Source organism: Streptomyces sp. NPDC042201, from assembly GCF_055582185.1.
In genome coordinates, this window is the sequence record NZ_JBVJDS010000007.1 from 271,057 (window position 1) to 296,506 (window position 25,450).

A 25,450-nucleotide genomic window follows, 5' to 3' on the forward strand; every position below is an offset into this window, starting at 1 on the left:
TCGGGGGAACGATCCGGGGGGATTCGGAAGGCTCTGCTGGAGGGGGGAGCGCGCGGGGCCCGGTCCATCGGACCGGGCCCCTATGTCGTTTCCGGCGCACCGCCGACGGCTTTCCGACGGCGCCGTCGGTGCGTCGGTGGTGCGCCGTCGGTGGGTCGGCGAAAGTGGCGTCGGGCTCAGCGCGAAGCCGGAGTTGTCCACAGGGGCGCCGTGATGTCCGAGCCCGGCGGTAGCGTCGGGGCATGTCCAATCCAGCAGTGCTCGAAGCCGTTCTCGAGCGGATCACGTACGCCAACGAGGAGAACGGCTACACGGTCGCCCGGGTTGACACCGGCCGCGGCGCCGATCTCCTCACCGTGGTCGGCTCGTTGCTCGGCGCGCAGCCGGGCGAGTCACTGCGCATGGAGGGCCGCTGGGCCTCGCACCCCCAGTACGGCAAGCAGTTCACGGTGGAGAACTACACCACGGTCCTGCCGGCCACGATCCAGGGCATCCGCCGCTATCTCGGCTCCGGACTGATCAAGGGCATCGGCCCCAGGATCGCCGACCGGATCGTCGAGCACTTCGGCCTCGACACCCTCGACGTCATCGAGGAGGAGCCCAAGAGACTGGTCGAGGTCCCGGGCCTCGGCCCCAAGCGGACGAAGCTCATCGCCGCCGCCTGGGAGGAGCAGAAGGCCATCAAGGAGGTCATGGTCTTCCTGCAGGGCGTGGGCGTCTCCACCTCCATCGCCGTCCGCATCTACAAGAAGTACGGGGACGCCTCGATCTCGGTCGTCAGGAACGAGCCGTACCGCCTGGCGGCCGACGTCTGGGGCATCGGCTTTCTCACCGCCGACCGCATCGCCCAGGCCGTCGGCATCCCGCACGACAGCCCTGAGCGGGTCAAGGCGGGAATCCAGTACGCCCTGTCCCAGTCCACCGACCAGGGCCATTGCTACCTGCCCGAGGAGCAGCTCATCGCGGACGCCGTGAAGCTGCTCCAGGTCGACACGGGGCTGGTCATCGAGTGCCTCGCCGAGTTGGCCGGCGACGACGAAGGGGTCGTCCGGGAGAAGGTGCCAGGACCGGACGGCGGCGAGCCGGTCACCGCGGTCTATCTGGTGCCCTTCCACCGCGCCGAGCTGTCCCTCTCCGCCCAGCTCCTGCGGCTGCTGCGCACGGGGGAGGACCGGATGCCGGCCTTCCGGGACGTGGCCTGGGACAAGGCGCTGACCTGGCTGGCCGGGCGTACGGGCGCCGAGCTGGCCCCCGAGCAGCAGCAGGCGGTCCGGCTCGCGCTCACCGAGAAGGTCGCCGTCCTGACCGGCGGCCCCGGCTGTGGAAAGTCCTTCACGGTCCGCTCGATCGTGGAGCTGGCGCGGGCCAAGAAGGCCAAGGTGGTGCTGGCGGCCCCCACCGGGCGGGCGGCCAAGCGGCTCGCCGAGCTGACCGGCGCCGAGGCGTCCACCGTGCACCGGCTGCTGGAGCTGAGACCGGGCGGGGACGCGGCGTACGACCGGGACCGGCCGCTGGACGCCGATCTGGTGGTGGTGGACGAGGCGTCGATGCTGGATCTGCTGCTGGCCAACAAGCTGGTGAAGGCGGTCGCGCCGGGCGCGCATCTGCTGCTGGTGGGGGATGTGGACCAGCTCCCCTCGGTCGGGGCGGGCGAGGTGCTGCGTGATCTGCTCGCCGAGGGCGGTCCCGTGCCGAGGGTCCGGCTCACCCGGATCTTCCGGCAGGCCCAGCAGTCGGGTGTGGTCACCAACGCCCACCGCATCAACTCCGGGGTGCAGCCCATTACGCAGGGCCTCGCCGACTTCTTTCTCTTCGTCGAGGAGGAGACGGAGGACGCCGGCCGGGTCACGGTCGATGTCGCGGCCCGGCGGATTCCCGCCAGATTCGGTCTGGACCCGCGGCGGGACGTGCAGGTCCTGGCACCGATGCACCGCGGCCCGGCGGGCGCGGGCGCGCTGAACGGCCTGCTCCAGGAGGCCATCACGCCCGCCAGGCCCGAGCTTCCCGAGAAGCGGCTCGGCGGCCGGGTCTTCCGGGTGGGGGACAAGGTCACCCAGATCCGCAACAACTACGAGAAGGGGGAGAATGGAGTCTTCAACGGCACGGTCGGGGTGGTCACCTCGCTCAACCTGGACGACCAACGGCTGACGGTGCTGACGGACGAGGACGAAGAAGTGCCGTACGACTTCGACGAGCTGGACGAGCTGGCGCACGCGTACGCCGTGACCATCCACCGCTCCCAGGGCAGTGAGTATCCGGCCGTGGTCATTCCGGTCACCACCGGTGCCTGGATGATGCTCCAGCGGAATCTGCTGTACACGGCCGTCACGCGCGCCAAGAAGCTTGTGGTGCTGGTCGGCTCCCGCAAGGCCATAGGCCAGGCGGTCCGTACGGTTTCCGCCGGCAGACGCTTCACCGCCGTCGACCACCGGCTCACATCCGGAGGGTGAGGGTGACAGGTGAGGGCGGCGGATGAGGGCGCGGGGGAGCGCGGTGCTGGACCCGGGGACGGCCGCGAAACGGCGCCGGGGACTTTCTTAACCGGGGCGAAGGGGGCAGGATGAGCAGGTTGGCGGCACTGAGTGCCGCGAATCGGCCTAATGGCCGACCCCGAGTGCACTCTCCTGAGCCAAATGGGGGATGGTAGAGACAGTCAGGGCACCTCGAAGAAGAGGCACTACGTCGGTGAGGGATGACGTGAGCGAGAAACGCGACAACGCGGTAGTACTGCGGTACGGCGACGGCGAGTACACCTACCCGGTGATCGACAGCACCGTCGGCGATACGGGCTTCGACATCGGGAAGCTCCGTTCTCAGACCGGTCTGGTGACCCTGGACAGTGGCTACGGCAATACCGCCGCCTACAAGTCCGCGATCACCTACCTCGACGGCGAGCAGGGCATCCTGCGCTACCGCGGCTATCCGATCGAACAGCTGGCCGAGCGGTCCAGCTTTGTCGAGGTGGCGTATCTGCTGATCAACGGCGAGCTGCCGACGGTCGACGAACTCGCCTCGTTCAAGAACGAGATCACGCAGCACACGCTGCTGCACGAGGACGTCAAGCGCTTCTATGACGGCTTCCCGCGCGACGCGCACCCGATGGCGATGCTGTCCTCCGTGGTGAGCGCGCTGTCCACGTTCTACCAGGACAGCCACAACCCGTTCGACGAGAAGCAGCGCCATCTCTCCACGATCCGGCTGCTCGCCAAGCTGCCGACGATCGCGGCGTACGCCTACAAGAAGTCGATCGGCCACCCCTTCGTCTACCCGCGCAACGACCTCGGGTACGTCGAGAACTTCCTGCGCATGACCTTCTCGGTGCCGGCGCAGGAGTACGTGCCGGACCCGGTCGTGGTCTCCGCGCTCGACAAGCTGCTGATCCTGCACGCGGACCACGAGCAGAACTGCTCGACCTCCACCGTGCGTCTGGTCGGCTCCTCGCAGGCGAACATGTTCGCCTCGATCTCCGCCGGCATCAGCGCCCTGTGGGGCCCGCTGCACGGTGGCGCCAACCAGTCGGTGCTGGAGATGCTCGAAGGCATCCAGGCCTCCAGCGGCGATGTCGACACCTTCATCCGCAAGGTGAAGAACAAGGAAGACGGCGTGAAGCTCATGGGCTTCGGGCACCGCGTCTACAAGAACTTCGACCCCCGGGCGAAGATCATCAAGGCGGCGGCGCACGACGTCCTCTCGGCGCTCGGCAAGTCCGACGAGCTGCTCGACATCGCGCTCAAGCTCGAAGAGCACGCGCTGGCCGACGACTACTTCGTCGAGCGCAAGCTCTACCCGAACGTGGACTTCTACACCGGTCTGATCTACCGGGCCATGGGCTTCCCGACCGAGATGTTCACCGTGCTGTTCGCCATCGGCCGGCTGCCCGGCTGGATCGCGCAGTGGCACGAGATGATCAAGGAGCCCGGTTCCCGCATCGGCCGTCCGCGCCAGATCTACACCGGCGAGGTCCTGCGCGACTTCGTCCCGGTCGAGTCCCGCTGACCCTTCGCGCATCCGCGCCCGCAGGACTGCTTGTACGGCTCGCACAACGCCCGTACAGAGCCGAAAAGCGCCCCGCCGCCAATCCCCCCACGGGTTGACGAACGGGGCGCTTTCCATATCCCCGGAGCGGATTCCCCCCACGGGATCCGGGCCGGGCGTCTGGGCGGGCACCTGCCGTTACCAGCAGAAGCTCCTCGCGCGGTCTGACCGGGGTACGTACGGGAGGGCCGCTCAAAGCTCCCCGGTGCACGTGCCCCGGCCAATCGCTTGCCTGAGATGTCCCCCAAGACATCTCATGAACGTCCCCCAAGACGTTCTCTGGCATCGTCCTCTTAGACACGCGAGCTGCCCGGATGGTTACCCCTCAATCTATGTGATCTAGATCTCTTTGTGAAGGACTTGTGGCTCATGTGAAGGACCGCGGGCGCAAAGAATTGGTAACGGCCGCCGGACCGCCTCTGACCTGCCTCGGGATCGCCCGGACCGCTGCGGATCGGCTCGGTCAGGCCTGGCCGGTCAGTTCGTACCCCGCCTCGTCGACGGCGGCGCGTACGGCGGTCTCGTCCAGCGGGGCCCGGGAGACGACGGTCACCTGTCCGGTGGCGGCCACGGCCTGTACCGAGGTGACGCCCTCGATCCCGGAGATCTCGCTGGAGACGGCGCCCTCGCAGTGCCCACAGGTCATGCCGGTGACCTGGTAGACGGTGGTGACCTGGCCCACCTGGACGTCGCTCGCGCCATCGTGGCAGGAGCCGGTGGGTGAGCAGCAGGAGCCGGTGGCCTCGGCGGGCTGGGTCTTCGTCTCGGTGGTCATGGCGTTCTCCTCTTCGGGCGCTTCGGCATAAGAATCCACGATGCGCCAGGGGTCGCGAGGACGCCGCGACCGCCTGACAGCTTCAGATTATACCCCTAGGGGGTATGAAAAGAACGTCCCGGGCCGCGCGTCCCGGGCCGCGCGTCGCTCAGCCGGCCGGACTGTCCGCGCCGGTGTGGTCGGCGCACCGTTCCGTGTCCCCGACGAGGGGCTGCAGATAGCGGTAGATGACGGTCTTCAGCTCGGCGGTGTACGCGGCCTGCTCGGCGCCCTCGCGGGTGAGGATGAGGTCCAGGCCGGCCTTGAACACGGTGAAGACCGTGCTGGCGATCCGGGTGAGATCGGCCTGCGGCGCCGCGGGGAGGTAGCTGCCGAGTATGTCCTCCACGCGGGTGAGCATGGAGGAGTACAGGGCGTCATGCTCCTGGGTGACCTGGCCGGGGATCTCGGAGCCGTGCATCAGGACGGCGAAGGCCGGATTCTCGCAGTTGAACTCGATCAGCGGGTCGAGGACGGCGTCCAGCAGCTGGTCCAGCGGCAGTGCGAGATGGGTCGGCAGGAATGCCTGGCCGTAGGTGTCGCGCCAGCGCCGCAGGAGCTGGTCGCCCAGCTCGACGGCGATGGCCTCCTTGTTCGGGAAGAACTGGTAGAGCGTGCCGGGGGAGACGCCGGCCTCCTTGGCGATGGAGTTGGTGCTCGCGCCGGTGTAGCCGGTGGTGCAGAAGACATGGGCCGCCGCTTCGAGGAGCTGGGCGATGCGGCGCTCGCCGCGGGCCTGGCGGCGGCGCGGCTTCGGCGCCGCCGGCGCCGGGGCGGGGGCGGAGACCGGGGTGCCGCTCTCCGTGACCTCGCCGCTGTCGCGCTTCGCGTCCGGCATATGAATCCCCCGGCTTTCCTGGATCGGTTGACAAATGCGAGAGGTCGCTCGCATTCTTGAGTTATGCGAGCGATGACTCGCGTTTGCCATTCTATGGCGATGGCCGACCCATGCCACGGGTCTCGGTGAAGGGGACACCGCACCATGTCCGAAGTCAATACTGGACCGCGCGTCGGGGGATGGACCCGGTTCGTCACCGCGCGCCCGAGGCTTTCTCTGCTGGTCGCACTGGTGATCACGGCGCTCGCCGTGTTCGCGGGGAGCGGTGTCGCCGACCGCATGGGCAGCGGTGGCTGGGAGGATCCGGACGCCGAGTCGACGTATGCGACGAAGGCCCTGGAGCGGGAGTTCCCCGCCTCCCAGCCGAATCTGCTGCTGCTCGTCGACAGCGGGCGGCTGAGCGTGGACGACCCGGCCGTGGCCGCCGAGGCCGGGCGGCTCAGCGACCGGCTCATGGCCGAGAAGGGGGTCACGGGCGTCGGGTCGTACTGGCAGACGAAGGCGCCCGCGCTGCGCGCCGAGGACGGACGCGAGGCGCTGATCGCGGCGAGGATCGAGGGCGACGAGAAGACCGCCGCCGAGGTCCTGGACCGGATAGCGCCCGAATTCCGCGGAGCCCAGGGGCCGGTGGAGGTCTCGGTCGGCGGGCCCATCGCCGTGCGGCACGAGATGCAGAGCATCATCCAGGAGGACCTGCTGCGGGCCGAGCTGATCGCCCTGCCGGTGACGCTGGTGCTGCTGGTGATGGTGTTCGGCAGTGCGGTCGCCGCCCTGCTGCCCCTGGGCCTAGGGATCGTCGCCATCCTGGGGACCAACGCCGTGTTGCGCGGGATCACCGAGCTCACCGATGTCTCGGTCTTCGCGCAGAACCTCACCACGGCGCTCGGGCTCGGACTGGCCGTCGACTACGCCCTGTTCATCGTGCGCAGATTCCGCGAGGAGCTGGCCGAAGGCGCCGAGGTGCGGGACGCCGTGGGAGTCACGCTGCGCACCGCCGGGCGGACGGTGCTGTTCTCCGCGCTGACCGTGGCGGTGTCGCTGGCCGCGATGCTGGTCTTCCCGCAGTACTTCCTGCGGTCCTTCGCCTATGCCGGGATCGCGGTGGTGCTGCTGGCCGCGGCCGCCGCACTGATTCTGCTGCCGGCCGCGCTGATGCTGCTGGGCCACCGGGTCAACGCGCTGGACCTGCGGCGCCTGCTGCGCCGGCGGCGTACGTCCGGTGGGGCGGACCGGTCCACGGCGGCCGGCGCGTCCGCGGAGCAGGGGGCCGGCTGGGGGCGGACGGCGGCGCTGGTAATGCGCCGGGCCCCGCTCTTCGCGTTCGCCACGACAGCCGGGCTCGTGCTGCTCGGGCTGCCGTTCCTGGGGGCCCAGTTCGGCACGGCCGACCACCGCCAGCTGCCGTCGAGCGCTGAGTCCCGCGTGGTCCAGGAGAACATACGGGACAGCTTCCCCGGCAGCCCCAGCGGCGGCCTCGAGGTGTTCGCGGAGACTGCCGCCACGCCCGCCGAGTACGCCGACTACCGCAGCCGGATATCCGGCCTTCCCGGGGTGCTGAGGGTCGACGGCCCTGTCACCTCCGGAGAGCACGCCTACTTCACCGTGCTGGCCAAGGGAGAGGCGGTCGGAGAGGACGCCCAGCGGGTCGTCCGGGAGATCCGCGCGGAACCGGCCTCGTTCGACACGTCGGTGACCGGCGCCGCAGCCGTGCTGGTCGACTCCAAGGACTCCATCGCGGACCGGCTGCCCTGGGCGGCGGCCATCATTGTGGTGGTGACCCTGCTGCTGGTCTTCCTGCTCACCGGGAGCGTGCTGATACCGGTCCAGGCGGTCGTGCTCAACGCGCTGAGTCTCACGGCGATGTTCGGTGCGGTGGTCTGGGTCTTCCAGGACGGCCATCTCTCCGGACTGCTCTCCTTCACGGCCACCGGCGATATCGAGACGACCCTGCCGGTCCTGATGTTCTGTGTCGCCTTCGGGCTCTCCATGGACTACGGCGTCTTTCTGCTCTCCCGGATCAAGGAGGAGTACGACCGCGGCGGTGACCATGAGCAGGCGGTGGCATTCGGTCTGCGGCGCACGGGAGGGCTGATCACCGCCGCCGCCGTGATCCTGGCGGTGGTCATGGTGGGCATCGGCACCTCGCGGGTGACCAACACCAAGATGCTGGGCCTCGGTATCGCGCTCGCCGTGATCATGGACGCGATGGTGGTGCGCAGTCTGCTGGTCCCCGCGGTGATGAAGCTGACGGGGAAGGCGACCTGGTGGGCCCCGGCTCCGCTGCGCCGCTTCCACGAACGGTTCGGGCTGAGCGAGGGCGAGTCGAAGCCGGCCGCCGCTGGCCACGCGGAGCCCCCTGCCCGGGACCGGGACACGGTGGGCGTCTGACGGTCGGCAAGCACGACGGGCACGGCGGGCACGGCCGAACACGGTAAACACGGCGGGGCCCCGTACCCGGATCGGTACGGGGCCCCGCTCATGGTCCCTGCGTCAACTTCCCTTCATCGCCCGGCGATCAGCCTCTGTTGCCTCTGTTGCCGGGGCGCTTGGCCACCCACGCGCGGACGGTGTCCGCGTACCAGTAGGGCTTGCCGTTCTCCACATGGTCCGGGGGTGGGAGCAGACCGTGCTTGCGGTACGAGCGGACGGTGTCCGGCTGCACCCGGATGTGCGCGGCGATCTCCTTGTACGACCAGAGCCTTTTGTCCGTCATCAGTAGCACCTCCCTGCGCCCGCCGCAGGAGCGGCCGGTGGGCCGTCGAGGGAGCTGCGGCAAAGCGCTGGTGATCACCCAGCCTGTGCCCGTCGGGCGACGGAGAGTGATGGAGAGAGCGGGGTTGTCGCCTCCCCGTGACGGAAGACCCGCGTAATAAAGACATGTGTGACAGTAGAGGGATCTCTGTGACACAAGCGGCACATGTGACGCATGTACATCAAGTCGGGCCGGTTCTGGCCGCACCCACCTGGTCGAACGGCCCGCGCGTCAGGCTCCGCAGCTCCGCAGGAAACGACGGGTGCGCGTGGCGATCGGGAACGGCTTGTCGGGGGGACACGGGTACATGTCCTGCTCGACGATGGCGAAGAGATCGACGTCCAGCCGCTGCGCCGCCGCCAGGACCGGTTCCAGCGCGGGCACCCCGGCCGGCGGCTCGCACATCACCCCGCGCGCGACGGCCGGTCCGAACGGCACCTCGGCCGCGACGACCTCGGCGAGGATCTCCGGGTCCACCTGCTTGAGATGGAGATAGCCGATCCGTTCGCCGTAGGTCTCGATCAGCTGGACGCTGTCGCCGCCGCAGTAGGCGTAGTGCCCGGTGTCCAGGCAGAGCGAGACCAGCGCCGGGTCGGTGGCGTCGAGGAAGCGGCTGACGTTCTCCTCGCTGTCGATATGCGTGTCGGCGTGCGGGTGTACGACGATCCGCAGTCCGTAACGGTCCCGCACCTCCCGGCCCAGCCGCTCGGTCTGGGCGGTCAGATCGCGCCACTGGGCGGCGGTGAGCGTGCGGTCCTCCAGCACCTCGCCGGTCTTGTCGTCGCGCCAGAAGGACGGGATGACGACCAGATGGTCCGCGCCCATCGCCCGCGTGAGGGCGGCGATGTCCGCGACATGCGCCCAGGTCTTCTCCCAGACGGCGGGCCCGTGGTGCAGCCCGGTGAAGACGGTCCCGGCCGAGACCTTCAGCCCGCGCCGCGCGGTCTCCTCGGCCAGCCGTTCGGGATCGGTCGGGAGGTAGCCGTAGGGGCCGAGTTCGATCCACTCGTAGCCGGCCTCGGTGACCTCGTCGAGGAAGCGCCGCCAAGGGACCTGTCGCGGGTCGTCGGGAAACCACACCCCCCAGGAGTCAGGGGCCGACCCGACCCGGATGCGGTTCAGTGTGGGTACGGAAGAGCTCATACCGGTCAGCTTTCCGGCCGCCGGGAAAGAGTGTCAAGACTTCGTCCGAATGTCAGGACAAAACGTTGACAGGGCTCCAGGAGGAGCATTAAACCTGGGCATGGCCGTCGAACCGAAGGGGGACATGTATGCCTGCGCCGTACGACGTGATCACCATGGGCCGGATCGGAGTGGACCTCTATCCGCTGCGGACCGGGGTTCCGCTGGCACAGGTCGACGCCTTCGGGAAGTTCCTCGGCGGCTCCGCGACCAATGTCGCGGTGGCGGCGGCCAGGCTGGGCCGCCGCGCCGCGGTCATCACCCGTACCGGCCGGGATGCCTTCGGCGACTATCTTCACCAGGCGCTGCGCGAGTTCGAGGTCGACGACCGCTGGGTGACGGCGGTCGAGCGCTATCCGACCCCGGTCACCTTCTGCGAGATCTTCCCGCCGGACGACTTCCCGCTCTACTTCTACCGGCTTCCGAAGGCACCCGACCTGGAGATCCACGGACACGAACTGGACCTGGACGCGATCCGGTCGGCCCGGATCTTCTGGATGACCGGTACGGGCCTCTGCGCGGAGCCCAGCCGCTCGGCGACGCTGACGGCGCTGGAGGCGCGCGGCCGCTCCGGAATCACCGTCTTCGACCTCGACTGGCGGCCGATGTTCTGGCCGACGCCCTACGGCACCGCCACCGACACCCCCGCCATCGACGCCCCTGCCACCCATGCCCCGTCCGCCGCCACCCCCGCCACCGCCACCCCGTCCACCGGCTCTCCTCCGTCCACCGACGACCCGCGCGAGCTGTACGCGCGCGCCCTGCGCCAGGCCACCGTCGCCGTCGGCAATCTCGACGAGTGCGAGGTGGCCGTCGGGGAGCGTGAGCCCGAGGCCGCCGCGCGGGCCCTGCTCGCCGCCGGCGTCGAACTGGCCGTGGTCAAACAAGGCCCCAAGGGCGTGCTCGCCGTCCATCGCGACGGCACCCGGGCCGAAGTGCCGCCCGTGCCCGTCGAGGTCGTCAACGGCCTCGGCGCCGGGGACGCGTTCGGCGGCGCCCTCTGTCACGGACTGCTCGCCGGCTGGGACCTGGAGCGCGTCATGCGGTACGCCAACGCCGCGGGCGCCATCGTCGCGGGACGCCTCGCCTGCTCCTCCGCGATGCCGTACGACACCGAGGTCGGCCAGGTCCTCGCGGGCGGCTCCTTCCCCGCGCAGGACCCCGCCTCGCCCGCTCCCGTGCCGCCCGCCGGGGCCGTCTCGTGATCCCCGTCGATGTGTCCGAGCTGGTCCGGCTGCGCGCGCACCACCCCGAGGCCATCGCCGAGGCCGCCGCGCGCCGCGTCCGCAGGCCCCTGCTGAGGTCCACCGGACGGCTGATGATCATCGCCGCCGACCATCCGGCCCGCGGCGCCCTCGCCGTCGGGGACCGCCGACTCGCCATGGCCAACCGCCTCGATCTGCTGAAGCGGCTCTGTCTGGCCCTCTCGCGCCCCGGCGTGGACGGCGTCCTGGCCACCGCCGACATCCTCGACGACCTGCTGCTCCTCGGCGCCCTGGAGGACCGCGTCGTCATGGGCTCGATGAACCGCGGCGGACTGGCGGGCGCCGCCTTCGAACTCGACGACCGCTTCACCGGACTCCGCCCCGAGGACCTCGCCCGCCGCGGCTTCGACGCCGGCAAGCTGCTGCTCCGTATCGACTACGAGGACCCGGGCTCCCTCGACACCCTGTACTCCGCCGCCCGCGCCATCGACGCCATGGCCGAGCACCGGCTCCCGGTCTTCGTCGAGCCGTTCATATGCCACCGCGACGAGGGACGGCTCCGTACGGATCTGAGCGCGGAAGCCGTGACCCGCTCGATCGCCATCGCCTCGGGGCTGGCCGGTACCTCGGCGTACACCTGGCTGAAGGTTCCCGTTACCCAGGACCCCGACGATATGGCCAGGGTGATGGAGACCTCGACGCTGCCGGCCGTCCTGCTGGGCGGCGAGATCGGCGGTGACCAGGAGGGCGCGTACGAGAAATGGCGCAAGGCGCTGCAACTGCCCACCGTCCAGGGCCTGGTGGTGGGCCGCTCGCTGCTCTATCCGGTCGACGGCGATGTGGCGGGGGCCGTCGATACCGCCGTGGGTCTGCTGTAGAGGGTAGGGAGATTTCATGACAATCGATAGTGAGCCGCGTGAGCCCTACGGCCCGGACGAGCCGTACGAGCGTCATGTGCCCGCGGGCAGCGCCGCGGCCGGACCGTACGCCCTCGACATCGACCCCCGGCGGGCCGGCTGGTCCCATTCCGCTCTGCGCGTCCTGGAGCTCCCACCCGGCGGCTCGCACACGCTGGCCACCGGGGACAGTGAGTGGATCGTGCTCCCGCTCACCGGCGGTTGTACGGTGCACACGCACGGCGAGTTTTTCGAACTGCTGGGCAGGGAAAGCGTGTTCAGCGGGGTCACCGACTTCGCGTACCTACCGCGCGACGCCCATGCACAGATCGCCTCCGGTGCGGGAGGCCGCTTCGCCCTGGCAGGAGCGAAGTGCGAGCGACGACTCCCCGCTCGCTACGGCCCCGCGCCGGAGGTTCCGGTCGAGCTGCGCGGCGCGGGCAACTGCTCCCGCCAGGTCAACAACTTCGCCGCGGCCGGCGTCTTCGAGTGCGACCGGCTCATCGCGGTCGAAGTGCTCACCCCCGGCGGCAACTGGTCGTCGTACCCCCCGCACAAACACGACGAGCACCATCCGGGCGTCGAGTCCGAGCTCGAAGAGATCTACTACTTCGAGATCGACGGCGACGGCCTCGGCTACCACCGGGTCTCGCCCTCCCGCCCCGGCGGTACGGACGTCCTCGCCGAGGTCCGTACCGGCGACACCGTCCTGATCCCCGACGGCTGGCACGGCCCGTCCATCGCCGCGCCCGGACGCGACATGTACTACCTCAATGTGATGGCAGGACCCGGTGAGTCCCGGGAGTGGCTGATCCGCGACCACCCCGACCACGGCTGGATCCGGGACACCTGGCCGGCGCTCGCCGTCGACCCCCGACTGCCGCTGTACGGAACCCGGTCCGGAACCGAGGAGGGCCCCCGATGACCACGCGCCGCCTCACCGTCGCCCAGGCACTGATCACCTTCCTGTCCCGGCAGTACACCGAGCGGGACGGCCGCAGGCAGCGGCTGATCGACGCCACCTGGGGCATCTTCGGCCATGGCAATGTGGCGGGCATCGGCCAGGCCCTTGTCGAGTCCGGCGGCGAGATGAGGTACTTGCAGGGACGCAACGAACAAGCCATGGTGCATGCCGCCGTCGGCTACGCCCGCCAGAGCAACCGCCTCTCCGCCCACGCCGTGACCAGCTCCATCGGCCCCGGCGCCACCAATCTCGTCACCGGCGCGGCTCTCGCCACCATCAACCGCCTGCCCGTACTGCTGCTGCCCGGGGACACCTTCGCCACCCGTCCCGCCGACCCCGTCCTCCAACAACTCGAAGTCCCCTCCGCGGGCGATGTCTCCGTCAACGACGCCCTGCGGCCCGTCTCGAAGTACTTCGACCGCGTCACCCGCCCCGAGGCGCTGATTCCGGCCGCGCTCGCCGCGATGCGGGTGCTCACCGACCCGGCCGAGACCGGAGCCGTCACCCTCGCGCTGCCGCAGGATGTGCAGGCGGAGGCGTACGACTGGCCGGAGGAGTTCTTCGCCGAGCGCGTCTGGCGTGTCCGCCGTCAGGCGCCGGATCCGGATGAACTCACCGAGGCGGTCCGGCTGGTGCGGGAAGCCCGCCGCCCCCTGATCGTGGCGGGCGGCGGTGTCCACCACAGCGCGGCCGAGGAGGCGCTCGCCGCGCTCGCGGACGCCACCGGCATCCCGGTCGCCTCCACGCAGGCCGGCAAGGGCTCGCTGCGGTACGACCACCCGTGCGATGTCGGCGGCATCGGCCATACCGGCACCGCCACCGCCGATGAACTGGCCAGGACCGCCGATCTGGTCATCGGCGTCGGCACCCGCTGGTCGGACTTCTCCACCGCGTCCGCCACGCTCTTCTCCAATCCGGCCGTCCGCTTCCTCAATCTCAATGTCACCGGCTTCGACGCCCACAAGCTCGCGGCCCGCCCGCTGGTGGCGGACGCCCGTACCGCGTTGAAAGGACTCACCGCGGGGCTCGACGGCCATCGGGTCGAGCCCGCCTACGCGGCCGAGTACGGCGAGGACAAGGAGCGCTGGGAGTACCGCGTCGACGCCGCGTTCACGGGTGACGACGACGATCTCGTACGGCCCACCCAGGCGCAGGTCCTCGGCGTGCTCGACGCGCTCGTCACCGACGAGGACATCGTCATCAACGCGGCCGGCTCGCTCCCCGGCGATCTGCACAAGCTGTGGCGGGCCCGCTCGCGCCACCAGTACCACGTCGAGTACGGCTACTCCTGCATGGGCTACGAGATCCCCGCCGCCATCGGTGTCATGCTCGCGGCCCCCGGACAACCCGTCTGGGCGCTCGTCGGCGACGGTACGTATCTGATGAACCCCACCGAAATCGTCACGGCGGTCCAGGAGCGGCTGCCCCTCAAGGTCGTGATCCTCCAGAACCACGGCTATGCCTCCATCGGCGGACTCTCCGAGTCGGTCGGCGCGGAGCGGTTCGGTACGGCCTACCGCTTCCGGGCCGCCGACGGCACGTACACCGGAGCCCCGCTGCCGGTCGACCTCGCCGCCAACGCGGCCTCGCTCGGTCTGCGGGTGATCCGCCCCAAGACCATTCGTGACCTGCACGAAGCCCTGGCCGAGGCGCGCGCCGCCGACACCCCCACATGTGTCTACGTGGAGACCGGAACGGCAGACACTGTGTCCGGCGTGCCCCCGGCCCAGGCATGGTGGGATGTGCCCGTGGCGGAGACCGCGACCCGTGCGTCCGCGGTCACGGCACGCGAGGAGTACGACCGCCACGCAGCAGCCCGCCGCCGCCATCTGTGAAGGAGCACGCAATGAAGACCGTCAACCACTGGATCGGTGGCAAGACCGTCGAGGGCGCGTCGGGCAACTGGGGACCGGTCACGGACCCCGCGACCGGCGCCGTCACCACGCAGGTCGCGCTGGCCTCCGCCGAAGAGGTGGACACGGCGGTCGCCGCCGCGAAGGCCGCGTACGCCACGTGGGGCACCTCGTCCCTCGCCCAGCGCACCGGCATCCTCTTCCGCTACCGGGCGCTGCTCGACGCGCGCCGTGACGACATCGCCGCGCTGATCACCGCCGAGCACGGCAAGGTGCACACGGACGCGCTCGGCGAGGTCGCGCGCGGGCTGGAGATCGTCGAGCTGGCCTGCGGGATCACCACACAGCTCAAGGGCGAGCTGTCCACCCAGGTCTCCCAGCGGGTGGATGTGGCCGCGATCCGCCAGTCGCTGGGGGTCGTCGCGGGCATCACGCCCTTCAACTTCCCGGCGATGGTGCCGATGTGGATGTTCCCGCTGGCGGTGGCCTGCGGCAACACCTTCGTACTCAAGCCCAGCGAGAAGGACCCGTCGGCCGCGAATCTCCTGGCCGAGCTGGCCGCCGAGGCCGGCCTGCCCGACGGCGTGCTGAACGTCGTGCACGGCGACAAGGTCGCGGTGGACGCCCTCCTCGCGCACCCGGACGTGGCGGCGGTCTCCTTCGTCGGCTCCACCCCGATCGCCCGCTACATCCACACGACGGCCTCCGCCAACGGCAAGCGTGTCCAGGCGCTCGGCGGCGCCAAGAACCACATGCTCGTCCTGCCGGACGCCGACCTCGACGCCGCCGCGGACGCGGCGGTCTCGGCGGCGTACGGCTCCGCCGGTGAGCGCTGCATGGCGATCTCGGCGGTCGTGGCGGTGGGCGCGATCGGCGACGAGCTGGTCGCCAAGATCCGCGAGCGCGCCGAGAAGATCAAGATCGGCCCCGGCCAGGACCCGGCCTCCGAGATGGGCCCGCTGATCACCAAGGCCCACCGCGACAAGGTCGCCACGTATGTCACGGGCGCGGCGGCCCAGGGCGCCGAGGTCGTCCTGGACGGCACGGGCTACAGCGTCGACGGCTTCGAGGACGGGCACTGGATCGGCCTGTCCCTCCTCGACAAGGTCTCCACCGACTCCGACGCGTACCGGGACGAGATCTTCGGCCCGGTGCTGTGCGTGCTGCGTACGGAGACGTACGAGGAGGGCGTCGACCTGATCAACGCCTCGCCGTACGGCAACGGCACGGCCATCTTCACCCGCGACGGCGGCGCCGCCCGCCGCTTCCAGCTGGAGATCGAGGCCGGCATGGTCGGGGTGAACGTGCCGATCCCGGTGCCGGTGGGCTACCACTCCTTCGGCGGCTGGAAGGACTCGCTCTTCGGCGACCACCACATCTACGGCAACGACGGCGTGCACTTCTACACGCGCGGCAAGGTGGTCACCACCCGCTGGCCGGACCCGTCGGACGCCCCGGCGGGCGTGGACCTCGGGTTCCCCCGTAACCACTGACCCCTCTACGGATCCACTAACCCCTCTCCGGCCCCCGGCCGACCGTGGCCCGTACGGCGTCCCGCGTCCGTACGGGCCACGGCCTGTTCCGGCCCGGTGCGGATTGGGGAAGTCTTTGCCCATGGCCTGATCGTGACGCCCGGCCGTGTCCAACGGATCCACCGGCCTTGGGGCGCCCGGGACCGGGGCCGGTCGTGGGCGGCCATCGCGTACGGCGGACGGCTGAATTCACCGGGGTCGGGCGACCGGCGGTGTGACGGCAGCGTTGACCGAGCGAGTCGTATGACACACGCTCGTAATATAGGTGCTGGATACAACTGATCCGGCCCGGCCTGCTGTCGTGCTGTGGACTCTCTGGTCATCTCCACTCTGACCTGCGCACCGGACCGATCGGAAGCAGGAGGACACACATGTGTGGAATCACCGGCTGGGTCTCCTTCGACCGTGATCTGCGGGACGCGTCCACGACATTGGATGCGATGACGGAGACGATGGCCTGCCGGGGCCCCGACGACCGAGGCACCTGGATCAGCGGCCCCGCGGGCCTCGGACACCGCCGACTGGCGATCATCGACCTGCCCGGCGGGCGGCAGCCGATGACTGTCGAGACACCGCAGGGCCCCCTCGCACTCGTCTACTCGGGCGAGACCTACAACTTCACCGAGCTGCGCCGGGAGCTGACCGGCCGCGGCCACCGGTTCACCACCGAATCCGACACGGAAGTCGTCCTGCGCGGATATCTGGAGTGGGGCGAGGCCGTGGCGGAACGCCTCAACGGGATGTACGCCTTCGCTCTCTGGGACGGCCGGCACCAGAAGCTCGTGATGATCCGCGACCGGATGGGCATCAAGCCCTTCTACTACTACCCGACCCCCGACGGGGTGCTGTTCGGTTCCGAGCCCAAGGCGATCCTCGCCAACCCGCTCGCCCGTGCCCGCGTCGGTCTCGACGGGCTGCGCGAACTGTTCGCCTTCGTCAAAACGCCCGGCCACGCGGTATGGGACGGCATGCACGAGGTCGAGCCCGGCACCGTCGTGACCGTGGACCGGAGCGGTCTGCGCCGGCACGTCTACTGGTCCCTGAAGACGCGGCCCCACACCGACAACCAGGCGACCTCCGTGGCGAAGGTGCGCACGCTCCTCGACGACATCGTCCGGCGCCAGCTCATCTCTGACGTGCCGCTCTGCACCCTGCTCTCCGGGGGCCTCGACTCCTCCGCCATGACCGCGCTGGCCGCCCAGCAGCTGGCCGAGTCCGGCGAGAAGGTCCGCAGCTTCGCCGTCGACTTCGTCGGCCAGACGGAGAACTTCGTCGCCGACGAACTCCGCGCCACCCCGGACACCCCCTTCGTGCACGACGTCGCGCGCGCCTCGGGCACCGTCCACCAGGACATCGTGCTCGACACCCACGCACTCGCCGACCCCGCGGTGCGGGCCCGGGTGATCAGGGCCCGTGACCTGCCCATGGGTCTCGGCGACATGGACGCCTCGCTGTATCTGCTCTTCAAGTCCATCCGGGACCACTCGACCGTCGCGCTCTCCGGCGAGTCGGCCGACGAGGTCTTCGGCGGCTACCTCCAGTTCTTCGACGAGGAGGCCAGGCGGTCCGACATGTTCCCCTGGCTGGTGCAGTTCGCCCGGCACTTCGGCGACGACGCCGATGTGCTGCGGCCCGAGGTGCACACGGCCCTGAACATCCCCGGATTCCTCCAGGACAGCTACGCCACGGCCGTGGCCGACATCGAACGCCTCCCTGGCGAAAGCGACTTCGAGTACCGGATGCGCAGGATCTGCTACCTGCACCTGACCCGCTTCGTCCGGCTGCTGCTCGACCGCAAGGACCGCACGAGCATGGCGGTCGGCCTGGAGGTCCGGGTGCCCTTCTGCGACCACCGGCTCGTCGAGTACGTCTACAACACCCCCTGGTCCCTGAAGTCCTTCGACGGCAGGGAGAAGAGCCTGCTGAGGGAGGCGACGGCCGACGTGCTCCCGAAGTCCGTCTACGACCGGGTGAAGAGCCCCTACCCCTCCACCCAGGACCCCAAGTACGCCATCGCCCTCCAGGAACAGGCCAAGGACCTGCTCGCCGACCCCGCCCACCGCGTCTTCGACCTGGTCGACCCGGCCACGGTCCGCCGCGCGGCGGAGCACGACACCCCGCAGATCACCATGGCCTCACGCCGCGGCCTGGAACGCACCCTGGACCTCGCGCTCTGGCTCGACCTCTACAACCCGGAGATCACACTTCCCTGATAACCGGTGGCCGGCCGCCACGAGCCACACCACCCTGGTCCCATGCCAGAACCGAAGCACCGCATCCGCGCCCTGCACACACCGACCACGATCACCGTCTACCAGGCCTACCCCCCACCCATAGGCCTCCCCACAGCCCGCGACGGCCGCTTCCCCTCCACCTGGAAACGCGACCGGATGACCTGGATCAAGCCATCGTTCCGCTGGATGATGTACCGCTCCGGCTGGGCCGGCAAGGAAGGGCAGGAGACCATCCTTGCCGTGGAGATCACCAGGCACGGCTTTGACTGGGCGCTGCGGAACGCCTGTTTGTCGCACTACGACCGTGCCCTACACCCCGACCAGCCCTCCTGGAAACGCGAGCTGAAACGGTCCCCGACCCGGGTCCAGTGGGATCCGGAGCGGGACTTGCACCTGAGGCCGCTGCCCTACCGCTCCCTCCAGCTCGGCCTTTCAGGAGAGGCGTCGCGGCAGTACGCGGACGAGTGGACAGTCTCCGTCACCGACGTAACGCCCCTAGCGCACCGAATCCACGCCCTGGTGCGTCAGGGCGACCTAACCACCGCCACCCAACTACTCCCAGAAGAACCCCCCTACCCGCCGGAAGACCCCCTGCTCGCCCACCTACGACCCGCAGGCCCATAAAGCCAACGCATCACGGAGCATGGCATGCGTCAACCGCACGTCTTGAGAACCACGATGACCGGTTCTTCCTGCGTATCGCGGACCGTCACTCGCAGCGCCAAACCCTCCGTACCGGCCACCATGAGCGGAGCCAGGCCGAGGCCCCGCCTGGCTACCGACTCGCCCAAGGCGCAGCACTGTTCACAGTCGACAGGCTGCTCTCCGACCCGCGTACTGGCTGCGCCCCGCTCCGCCCGCGCTGTGCCGACGCGCGCCCATATGCGGGAAGCGCCGGTCGGTGTGAGTCGATCACCGTCGAGCGCGAGCGGGTCAAGGCAATGCCTCCGGCGGGGGATTGGTCGGCACTGGGATGGAGGGGCGCCGTTCCCGACTGCGGGCATGTTGGGGCGTGCGCGGGAGCTCCCATCCCGTCCGCCCTCGACCCAGGCAGAGCCGAGCAAACGCGGCCCCTGGCGTCCAGGCCGTTTGTACAGTGGTGCGCTCTATCTGGACGACATGGACCACGCCTGCTCCACGGTGTGTGGGTCGACGGCAGACGGGATGGGAGCTGGGGTGAGTGGTTGTTGCTCACAGTCCCAGAGTTACTAGCGGCGACCCCTGACGTCACGGTACTTCGGGGTCAAATCGCCAACGCACTCTACGACGACAAAGATGACAGCCCCACCGGACTGCCAAACGATCACCCACCACCACCAAGCATCGAAGGGTGTCCAGAGGTACAGGGCAACCAAAGCCCCGGTACCGATCGTGGCCAGAAACGCACTCCCAATGGCTCCACCGGAGTTAGTGGTCTTGTGATCCTCGGCCTGGACCATTACCCGGATCGCGCTGTCGATGTGCCCCTGGAGGAGCCGCCTTCTTTTCCCTCTTCAGGAAGAAGGGCAAGCAGTGAGCAATCGTCAAGACCTGTGGACTGGTTAGTTAGAAGAAGCCGATCGTGTGCTTGAGAAGGCGAAGGGCTTTTGCGCGGTATGTGGCGCTGTCGCGCCAGGTCTTCTCTGCCTGCACGCTTGTGATCGTGACGCCCGCCCTCCCGGCCGAGTTCTCCGCGGGCGTCAGGTGGCCGCAGGCGATGAGTGCGCCGATGCGAAAGAGAGCGATGCCCAGTTGGCGGGCGGCCTCGGGCTGGGACAGCCAGACATCGTCTGCCACCTGGGGAACCCGCAGGAGTTTGGGGTAGCGGTGCTCGTCTGGCGGTGTCATCAGGCGGCCCCCGCTTCGGAGCGTTCGACGAGGTGACCGTTCTTGAAGCGGGCGCCGTTGCGGACGAGGGCAACGAGGTGAGGTGCGGTGATCGCGCGCCAGCGGGCCTGGGCGGACTCGACGAACTTGAACACCATCGCCAGGGCCGCGACCGGGCTGCCGGCCCCGCGGGTGACCTTGGTCCGCAGCTTCACGGTGCTGAAAGTGCTTTCGATGGGGTTTGTCGTGCGCAGGTGCACCCAATGCTCGGCGGGGAAGTCGTAGAACGCGAGGAGCTCGTCGGTCTCGTCGGTGACCTTCTTGGCCGACTTCGGCAGCGCGTTCATGACATTGCGGACCTTGTGAACCCAGCACCTCTGGTGCCTGGCCTGCGGAAATACCTCCGCCAGCGCCCGCCATGGGCCCATAGCACCATCCCCGACGACGAGTTCGGGATCGCGCATGCCGCGTCGGCGGCAGTCGCGCAGCAGATCCGCCCACGACTCGGTCGATTCACGCAGCCCCTCGGCCAGCGCGACGAGTTCCTTGCGGCCGTTGGGGCGCACGCTCATCAGGACCAGGACGCAGGAGTGGGCCTGGCCGAGGCGGACCTTGGGGTGAACGCCGTCGGCCCACACGTAGACGTAGTCGGAATCCGACAGGTCGCGGGCCTGGAAGGCGGTGTGGTCCTCGACCCACTGCTTCGTCAGCCGGGTCACCGTCGCCGGCGTGAGGCCGGTCGAGGAGCCCAGGAACTGCTCCATCGCGGGCACGAAATCCCCGGAGGACAGTCCGTGAAGGTAGAGCAGGGGCAGGACCTCGTTGACCTTCGGAGACTTCCGGCACCACGGCGCAAGGATCTTCGACGAGAACCGCTTGCGCTCACCCGTCTCCACGTCGACACGCTTGTCATTCACGCGAGGCACCTTCACCGCGACCGACCCGGCAGCGGTGGTCACCTTCCGTTCGGGATGATGACGGTTACGGACCACCAGACGGCGACCGGCCTCGTCCCGCCCACCGGCCAACTCGGCTATGTACTGGTTGACTTCGGCCTCCAGGGCCGCGGCGAGCATCCGCCGGGCACCCTCACGGACAATGTCGTCCATCAGGGATCCGGTCTCGGTGGTTCCCTCGTCGTTGACTACGCTGAGCACGGGCATGCCTTGCCGACCCGCGGTGCAACGCGGGTCTACTCGGTGACCATCAATCGATCACTCGGGAAGGTACGCCCTCCACGTTCCGCGAGGCACCCCTCCCGAGGCCGATCCACAGGTCTTGAGCATTGCTCGCAAGCAGTTACGCGTCTTGCCTTACGCTCTCCCTCATTTTGGGGCGTCTACGCCTCAGCTGGGCAAGGACTCCAGCCAGCGTGATGAACGCTACGAATATGGGGACAATCTCTTGTAGCTTCACCGAAGGAATCCGCCTGCAAAGAGAGCCAGCAACCGAACATAAGCGTGCCTTATGCGCGTCCGCTGCATGCTCAGTTGGCCGAAACTCTCACAGCGCTGTGAGTTCCCGCTGCGACTACGGGTCGGAAGTGCGTGCCCCTGATGTGCGATCGGCGGGCAACTAGCGGGAAACCACGGTGATTGGCGGACAGCGCAGATGAGAACGACCCCCGCCGATTTGCCTGGTCAGGGGCCGCTTACTTGCGCGGCGGTTGTGGGATTGTCACGCAGACGCGACCACGCACCCTCATCCAGCGGTGGCGCAGTGGCCGTCCCGCAACCGGCGAGGTCATGGATGATCTTGTCCAGTTCGGCAACTGGATCGCCATCGGTCGGATGCTCGGACCCAAGATGATGCGGGGAGAGGTCAGCTTCGCCGCCCCATACCAGCTAGTGCTATAGGTCGGCAGGCTGCCGTGCCACGGTCAATGGTGAGTCCGGGGCGACGCCTCCAGGCAGTGCTCCAGTGCCCATTGAACCCGCTCAGAGGCCTGGTTGGGTTGTGGAAGCGCGGTGCTTCCCAAGCTCAGGGCTCTCCTGGTGGGATGGTGGTGATTGATCAATTCTCGGCCAGTTTTCGTACCGGGTTTTATTTTGGTGTTGCGCGCCAGGATCAGTGCATGAGCAGCTGGGGAGATCTGGCGAGCCAAGCAGCTAGCGCGCTGGTGGGGACATTGGCCGGCGGGGCCATCACTGTGCACGTGGCGCGCTGGCAAACGACAAGGACGATCGAGGCTCAATCCCAACTTGCTGCCTCACAAGAGGCTGCCAACGTGGCGCTCGCACGTAATCAGTGGACCCGACAGCGCTCCGCCGAGGCTGCCCAACGACTCTTAGAGCACCTCGCAACGCTTTACGCATGGCTTCCCTCATTGCCGGATGTGGCGTTGGACGAGCCTCGCTTGAGCGTGCAGGCCCGCGAGCGTTGCGCGTCGGCACTCGAGTCGATCCGCCATGGCATGCAAACAGACCTTCTCTCCATAGCGGACGATCGAGTCCGTGCGCGCTTCAGGATTCTGGTGCGACTGTGTTACGACGTCGCGTGGCGGAGCATCGGTCAGCAGAACCGGGAGCGTCAGATTCGGGACGTAAGCGGGTACCTGCGCTACGTCCAACTCAGTCTGGAAGCCGTGATCGATGCCAGCCCCATGCCGGATGGCTGCGAACCTCCTGCACTTGAGCGAAACGACAGCACCGCCTGGCTGCCACCAAATGTGCCCTGGCACTGGCAAGACCCAGCCGACGGCAGCTGATTCCTGTCGACATGGTCGCCAGCAGCCAAGCACGGAGACCAAGTGGTTGCCGCGCTGGACGGTGATCTTCCCAGCGCGGAAGTGATTGGCAAGTGGGCGGTGTTCCATCTTTCAGCGGCCATGGTCAAGCGCTGGCGACCTACTTCTCAGCATCTGGAAACCTCGCCTGCGTTGCCATCGAGGCCCGTCAGGGCCTCCAGGTCACCTTGAGCGCGCTGCGTCTCGTGGGGTAGGTCCCCTCGAAGCTGACTGACCAGTTCGGCGACTACGTGAGCGCGCGGGGATTGGACGGAGCCATCAGGTGCTCGCAGTACGGTGACTGGCTATGTTCACGAGAATGGACAGCAGATGTTCGCCACTTCGGGAGGCACGAGAGTCTGGCGCTGTTCGATTGCCGGACGGCTAGAAGGGGCCGGCCGACCTGTCGTGCGTGAGGTTCTCGAGGATCGTGCGGAGCCACGGGCTGCGCACGGCTGGTAGCCGGACCAGGGTGTGCTGGAACGTTCCCCGGTCGGCCCGGAACAGGTAGTTGGGGCGCGGCGGGAGCGGGTCGTCGCGGAGGACGTCCTGGGGTAGGCCGCCCGACGCGGGAAGCGGCAAGTACGGCGAGGGAGAGACCAGCCACAGCCACACCCCCAGCGGCAGGGGCACCAGGTATGCCGACGCAGCCGGGCCGGCGGGGGCCCAGGTCTGACCCGTCTGGGGATGGACCGGTACGAGGAGGATGTCGACGTTCGCATCGGGGGAGGGCCGTCCCGGTCCAGCCAGGACGGCGCGCCGCGTTGGCCTGCCCGCGGGCAGCAGGGCGTCGAGCGCACGTTGGAACACATCCGCGGTCAGACCGTCGGGGACCTTCACCGGCTGCCCATTGGAGGCCACCAGCAGGTGGGCGAGCGCCTGGCCCGCTGCCGCCTCCCATTGCGGACTCCACGACCAGTAGTGGCTCGACCCAAACCGTCCTCCCCACGTGGCGATCGGCTCGAACGGGGGCGTGCTCTCCCCCTTCTCTGCCAGCTCCGCCCAGGAGAGCGGCGCAGCGTAGACATCGTCGACGAGGACGCGGCGCACGGCGTCTGAGCTGAGCCGCACTGCCTGCCAGAGCGAGCAGTCGTCGACCCTGGTGGCTACGGGCAGGTCGCACGCTTCGCAGGCCATGTTGGGCCCGTCGGCCCCGTCGAGGCCACAGCAGGCATCGCCTCGCTTCTCGGGGATCAGCCTGGTTCCGCGGATATCACCGGGCGCGATGACGATCGCCCCGGGCGGGCTGTCGGACAGGGCGTAGACCGGCGCGTAGATGCCGCGTGCCTCCGCCTCGCCCGGATCGATCTCGTCCCACATCCGCCACGGCCCTCCCCAGGGGTCCGGGTCCACGGCAAACGTCTCTGACTCCATGAGCACCGGAAGCTGGACGCCGTTCCCGTAAGTCTGACGGGCGTGGGCCGGAAGGGAGACCTGGGACAAGGGGACGGTCAGCTCGGCATTGCACCTCGCGCAAACGAAAACGAACAAAGGCCCCTCCGCATGGGAAACAGCTGCATCGTCGCAGCTCGGGGGCCGTCGGCCAACGTGTTTTCTCGTCCGTGTGGGAACGGGACCTGCCATCGTCGTGGAGCGTCAACGCAGCGCGGGCGAGCGCCAGCCGCCGCCGTCTCTGACGGCGGCAAGCGGTTTACTCAGTGTTCGAATTCTCGGCGTGCTGCGGCGCCTCTCGAAGTGGCGAACATCTGCTGACCATTCTCCTGAACATAGCCAGGTGACCTCGGCACCGATGAGCTCGGCATCGTCCTCCAACAGCAACCTCAGCAGTCGGCAGCGCCTAGCACCGGCCCTCATGAGCTTCCCGGCAGCCTGAATGACCTTCAATGACCGATCTGTGTAGAGCTACGGATCGGAAGGTGGAGAGGGGGTGGGTGCGGAGCCATTCGGTGTCCCGGGACCACACAGATCCGGGGATCCCTATCCGGCCACCCCCCTTGGCCGCCGCGTTCTCAGCGAGAACGACGAACCGGCTCATACCTGGTCCGGAAGCTAACATCCGCCACTGACAACACCCTCGCACCAGCCGCCAACGCCCGCCCAAACGTGCCAGATGCGGCCGCTATGGCCACCGCCTCACAACTGAAGCCGGCTCGTTATGCGAGGGCGGGGGTGGCTGGGGTGGTGAAGTTCCAGGTCAGCGTGGTGAATTCGCCGTCGTTCAGGGCTCCGGCCGCGCGGTAGGTGGACAGGGCCGGGGCGTTGTCCGTGTCTACGCCGACCCACATGTCGTAGCAGCCGCGCTCGCGTGCGACCGTCGCCAGTGCGTCGGTCAGTGCGCGGCCGATGCCGCGTCGGCGGTGTGGCTCGTGCACCGAGAGCTCGTACAGGCACATTTCGGTGCCCTTGTCGGGGTGGAGCATCTCGATGCCGGAGATCATTCCGGCGGGGGCGCCGTCGAGGTAGGCGATCAGCATCAGGTGGCCGGGAGCGGCGAGGAAGCGCTCCGCCCATTCGGGGCGGGCCGGGCCGTCGTAGAGGTGCTCCGCGGCGGTCAGTTCGGCGACGGTCGTCGCCCGGCGGATCTCCATGGGGGTGCCTCCTGAGCAGGGCGTGCGTACCGCGTCTGGTGTACGGCGACGCTACCCCGTACTAC

The 25,450-nt window shown here is 68.8% G+C and carries 19 protein-coding genes; 11 read left to right on the forward strand and 8 right to left on the reverse strand.

The window, feature by feature from the left end; translation table 11 throughout:
- Positions 1 to 242 precede the first annotated feature (242 nt).
- A complete protein-coding gene (recD2, locus tag ACZ6MZ_RS19395; RefSeq protein WP_389790490.1) occupies positions 243 to 2,450 on the forward strand; it encodes an SF1B family DNA helicase RecD2 in 2,208 nt (735 codons plus the stop codon).
- A gap of 247 nt (positions 2,451 to 2,697) precedes the next feature.
- Positions 2,698 to 3,996 (forward strand): citrate synthase, encoded by a 1,299-nt coding sequence (locus tag ACZ6MZ_RS19400; protein ID WP_469353202.1) that lies wholly within the window; start codon positions 2,698 to 2,700, stop codon positions 3,994 to 3,996.
- A 502-nt stretch (positions 3,997 to 4,498) separates the two neighbouring features.
- Here ACZ6MZ_RS19400 and ACZ6MZ_RS19405 read toward each other — a convergent pair.
- On the reverse strand, positions 4,499 to 4,810 hold the full coding sequence (locus ACZ6MZ_RS19405; protein ID WP_389790491.1) for a heavy-metal-associated domain-containing protein: 312 nt from the start codon (positions 4,808 to 4,810) through the stop codon (positions 4,499 to 4,501).
- Positions 4,811 to 4,958: 148 nt separating this feature from the next.
- Entirely contained in the window at positions 4,959 to 5,687 is a 729-nt protein-coding gene (locus tag ACZ6MZ_RS19410) for a TetR family transcriptional regulator (protein WP_389790492.1), read from the reverse strand.
- Between the two features lie 144 nt (positions 5,688 to 5,831).
- On the opposite strand from ACZ6MZ_RS19410, the gene ACZ6MZ_RS19415 reads away from it, so the two are divergent.
- Entirely contained in the window at positions 5,832 to 8,075 is a 2,244-nt protein-coding gene (locus tag ACZ6MZ_RS19415) for an MMPL family transporter (RefSeq protein WP_469353204.1), read from the forward strand.
- A 127-nt stretch (positions 8,076 to 8,202) separates the two neighbouring features.
- Here the strand turns inward: ACZ6MZ_RS19415 and ACZ6MZ_RS19420 are convergent, their stop codons facing one another.
- Complete coding sequence (locus ACZ6MZ_RS19420) at positions 8,203 to 8,400, reverse strand: helix-turn-helix transcriptional regulator (RefSeq protein ID WP_384191829.1); 198 nt, start codon at positions 8,398 to 8,400, stop codon at positions 8,203 to 8,205.
- Between the two features lie 270 nt (positions 8,401 to 8,670).
- Complete coding sequence (locus ACZ6MZ_RS19425; RefSeq protein WP_469353206.1) at positions 8,671 to 9,582, reverse strand: sugar phosphate isomerase/epimerase family protein; 912 nt, start codon at positions 9,580 to 9,582, stop codon at positions 8,671 to 8,673.
- Between the two features lie 128 nt (positions 9,583 to 9,710).
- Between ACZ6MZ_RS19425 and iolC the strand changes: the two genes are divergently transcribed.
- From iolC to ACZ6MZ_RS19460, 7 genes are all read left to right on the forward strand, one after another.
- Positions 9,711 to 10,826, forward strand: coding sequence for a 5-dehydro-2-deoxygluconokinase (gene iolC, locus ACZ6MZ_RS19430; protein WP_469353208.1), 1,116 nt, complete (start codon positions 9,711 to 9,713; stop codon positions 10,824 to 10,826).
- Entirely contained in the window at positions 10,826 to 11,704 is an 879-nt protein-coding gene (locus ACZ6MZ_RS19435; RefSeq protein WP_469353346.1) for a Cgl0159 family (beta/alpha)8-fold protein, read from the forward strand. Before iolC ends, ACZ6MZ_RS19435 begins: the two co-directional genes overlap by 1 nt.
- Before the next feature lie 16 nt (positions 11,705 to 11,720).
- Positions 11,721 to 12,647 (forward strand): 5-deoxy-glucuronate isomerase, encoded by a 927-nt coding sequence (gene iolB / locus ACZ6MZ_RS19440; protein ID WP_469353210.1) that lies wholly within the window; start codon positions 11,721 to 11,723, stop codon positions 12,645 to 12,647.
- Positions 12,644 to 14,521, forward strand: a complete 1,878-nt coding sequence (gene iolD, locus ACZ6MZ_RS19445) for a 3D-(3,5/4)-trihydroxycyclohexane-1,2-dione acylhydrolase (decyclizing) (RefSeq protein WP_469353211.1) — start codon at positions 12,644 to 12,646, stop codon at positions 14,519 to 14,521. The genes iolB and iolD overlap by 4 nt, the downstream gene beginning before the upstream one ends.
- Positions 14,522 to 14,532: 11 nt before the next feature.
- Positions 14,533 to 16,032, forward strand: coding sequence for a CoA-acylating methylmalonate-semialdehyde dehydrogenase (mmsA, locus tag ACZ6MZ_RS19450; RefSeq protein ID WP_469353213.1), 1,500 nt, complete (start codon positions 14,533 to 14,535; stop codon positions 16,030 to 16,032).
- A 410-nt stretch (positions 16,033 to 16,442) separates the two neighbouring features.
- The gene (asnB, locus tag ACZ6MZ_RS19455) at positions 16,443 to 18,284 is read left to right on the forward strand and encodes an asparagine synthase (glutamine-hydrolyzing) (RefSeq protein ID WP_469353215.1); all 1,842 of its coding nucleotides are present in this window, start codon (positions 16,443 to 16,445) and stop codon (positions 18,282 to 18,284) included.
- Between the two features lie 42 nt (positions 18,285 to 18,326).
- Positions 18,327 to 18,929, forward strand: a complete 603-nt coding sequence (locus ACZ6MZ_RS19460) for a DUF4291 domain-containing protein (protein WP_469353216.1) — start codon at positions 18,327 to 18,329, stop codon at positions 18,927 to 18,929.
- Positions 18,930 to 19,850: 921 nt separating this feature from the next.
- Here the strand turns inward: ACZ6MZ_RS19460 and ACZ6MZ_RS19465 are convergent.
- The gene (locus ACZ6MZ_RS19465; protein WP_469353218.1) at positions 19,851 to 20,081 is read right to left on the reverse strand and encodes a DNA-binding protein; all 231 of its coding nucleotides are present in this window, start codon (positions 20,079 to 20,081) and stop codon (positions 19,851 to 19,853) included.
- A 50-nt stretch (positions 20,082 to 20,131) separates the two neighbouring features.
- Complete coding sequence (locus ACZ6MZ_RS19470) at positions 20,132 to 21,268, reverse strand: IS256 family transposase (protein WP_469353220.1); 1,137 nt, start codon at positions 21,266 to 21,268, stop codon at positions 20,132 to 20,134.
- Between the two features lie 842 nt (positions 21,269 to 22,110).
- Between ACZ6MZ_RS19470 and ACZ6MZ_RS19475 the strand changes: the two genes are divergently transcribed.
- On the forward strand, positions 22,111 to 22,818 hold the full coding sequence (locus ACZ6MZ_RS19475; RefSeq protein WP_469353222.1) for a hypothetical protein: 708 nt from the start codon (positions 22,111 to 22,113) through the stop codon (positions 22,816 to 22,818).
- Between the two features lie 402 nt (positions 22,819 to 23,220).
- Here the strand turns inward: ACZ6MZ_RS19475 and ACZ6MZ_RS19480 are convergent, their stop codons facing one another.
- Together ACZ6MZ_RS19480 and ACZ6MZ_RS19485 are read right to left on the reverse strand one after the other, a co-directional pair.
- Positions 23,221 to 24,327 (reverse strand): hypothetical protein, encoded by a 1,107-nt coding sequence (locus ACZ6MZ_RS19480; protein ID WP_469353223.1) that lies wholly within the window; start codon positions 24,325 to 24,327, stop codon positions 23,221 to 23,223.
- Positions 24,328 to 24,950: 623 nt separating this feature from the next.
- Entirely contained in the window at positions 24,951 to 25,385 is a 435-nt protein-coding gene (locus tag ACZ6MZ_RS19485; RefSeq protein WP_469353224.1) for a GNAT family N-acetyltransferase, read from the reverse strand.
- Positions 25,386 to 25,450 lie beyond the last annotated feature (65 nt).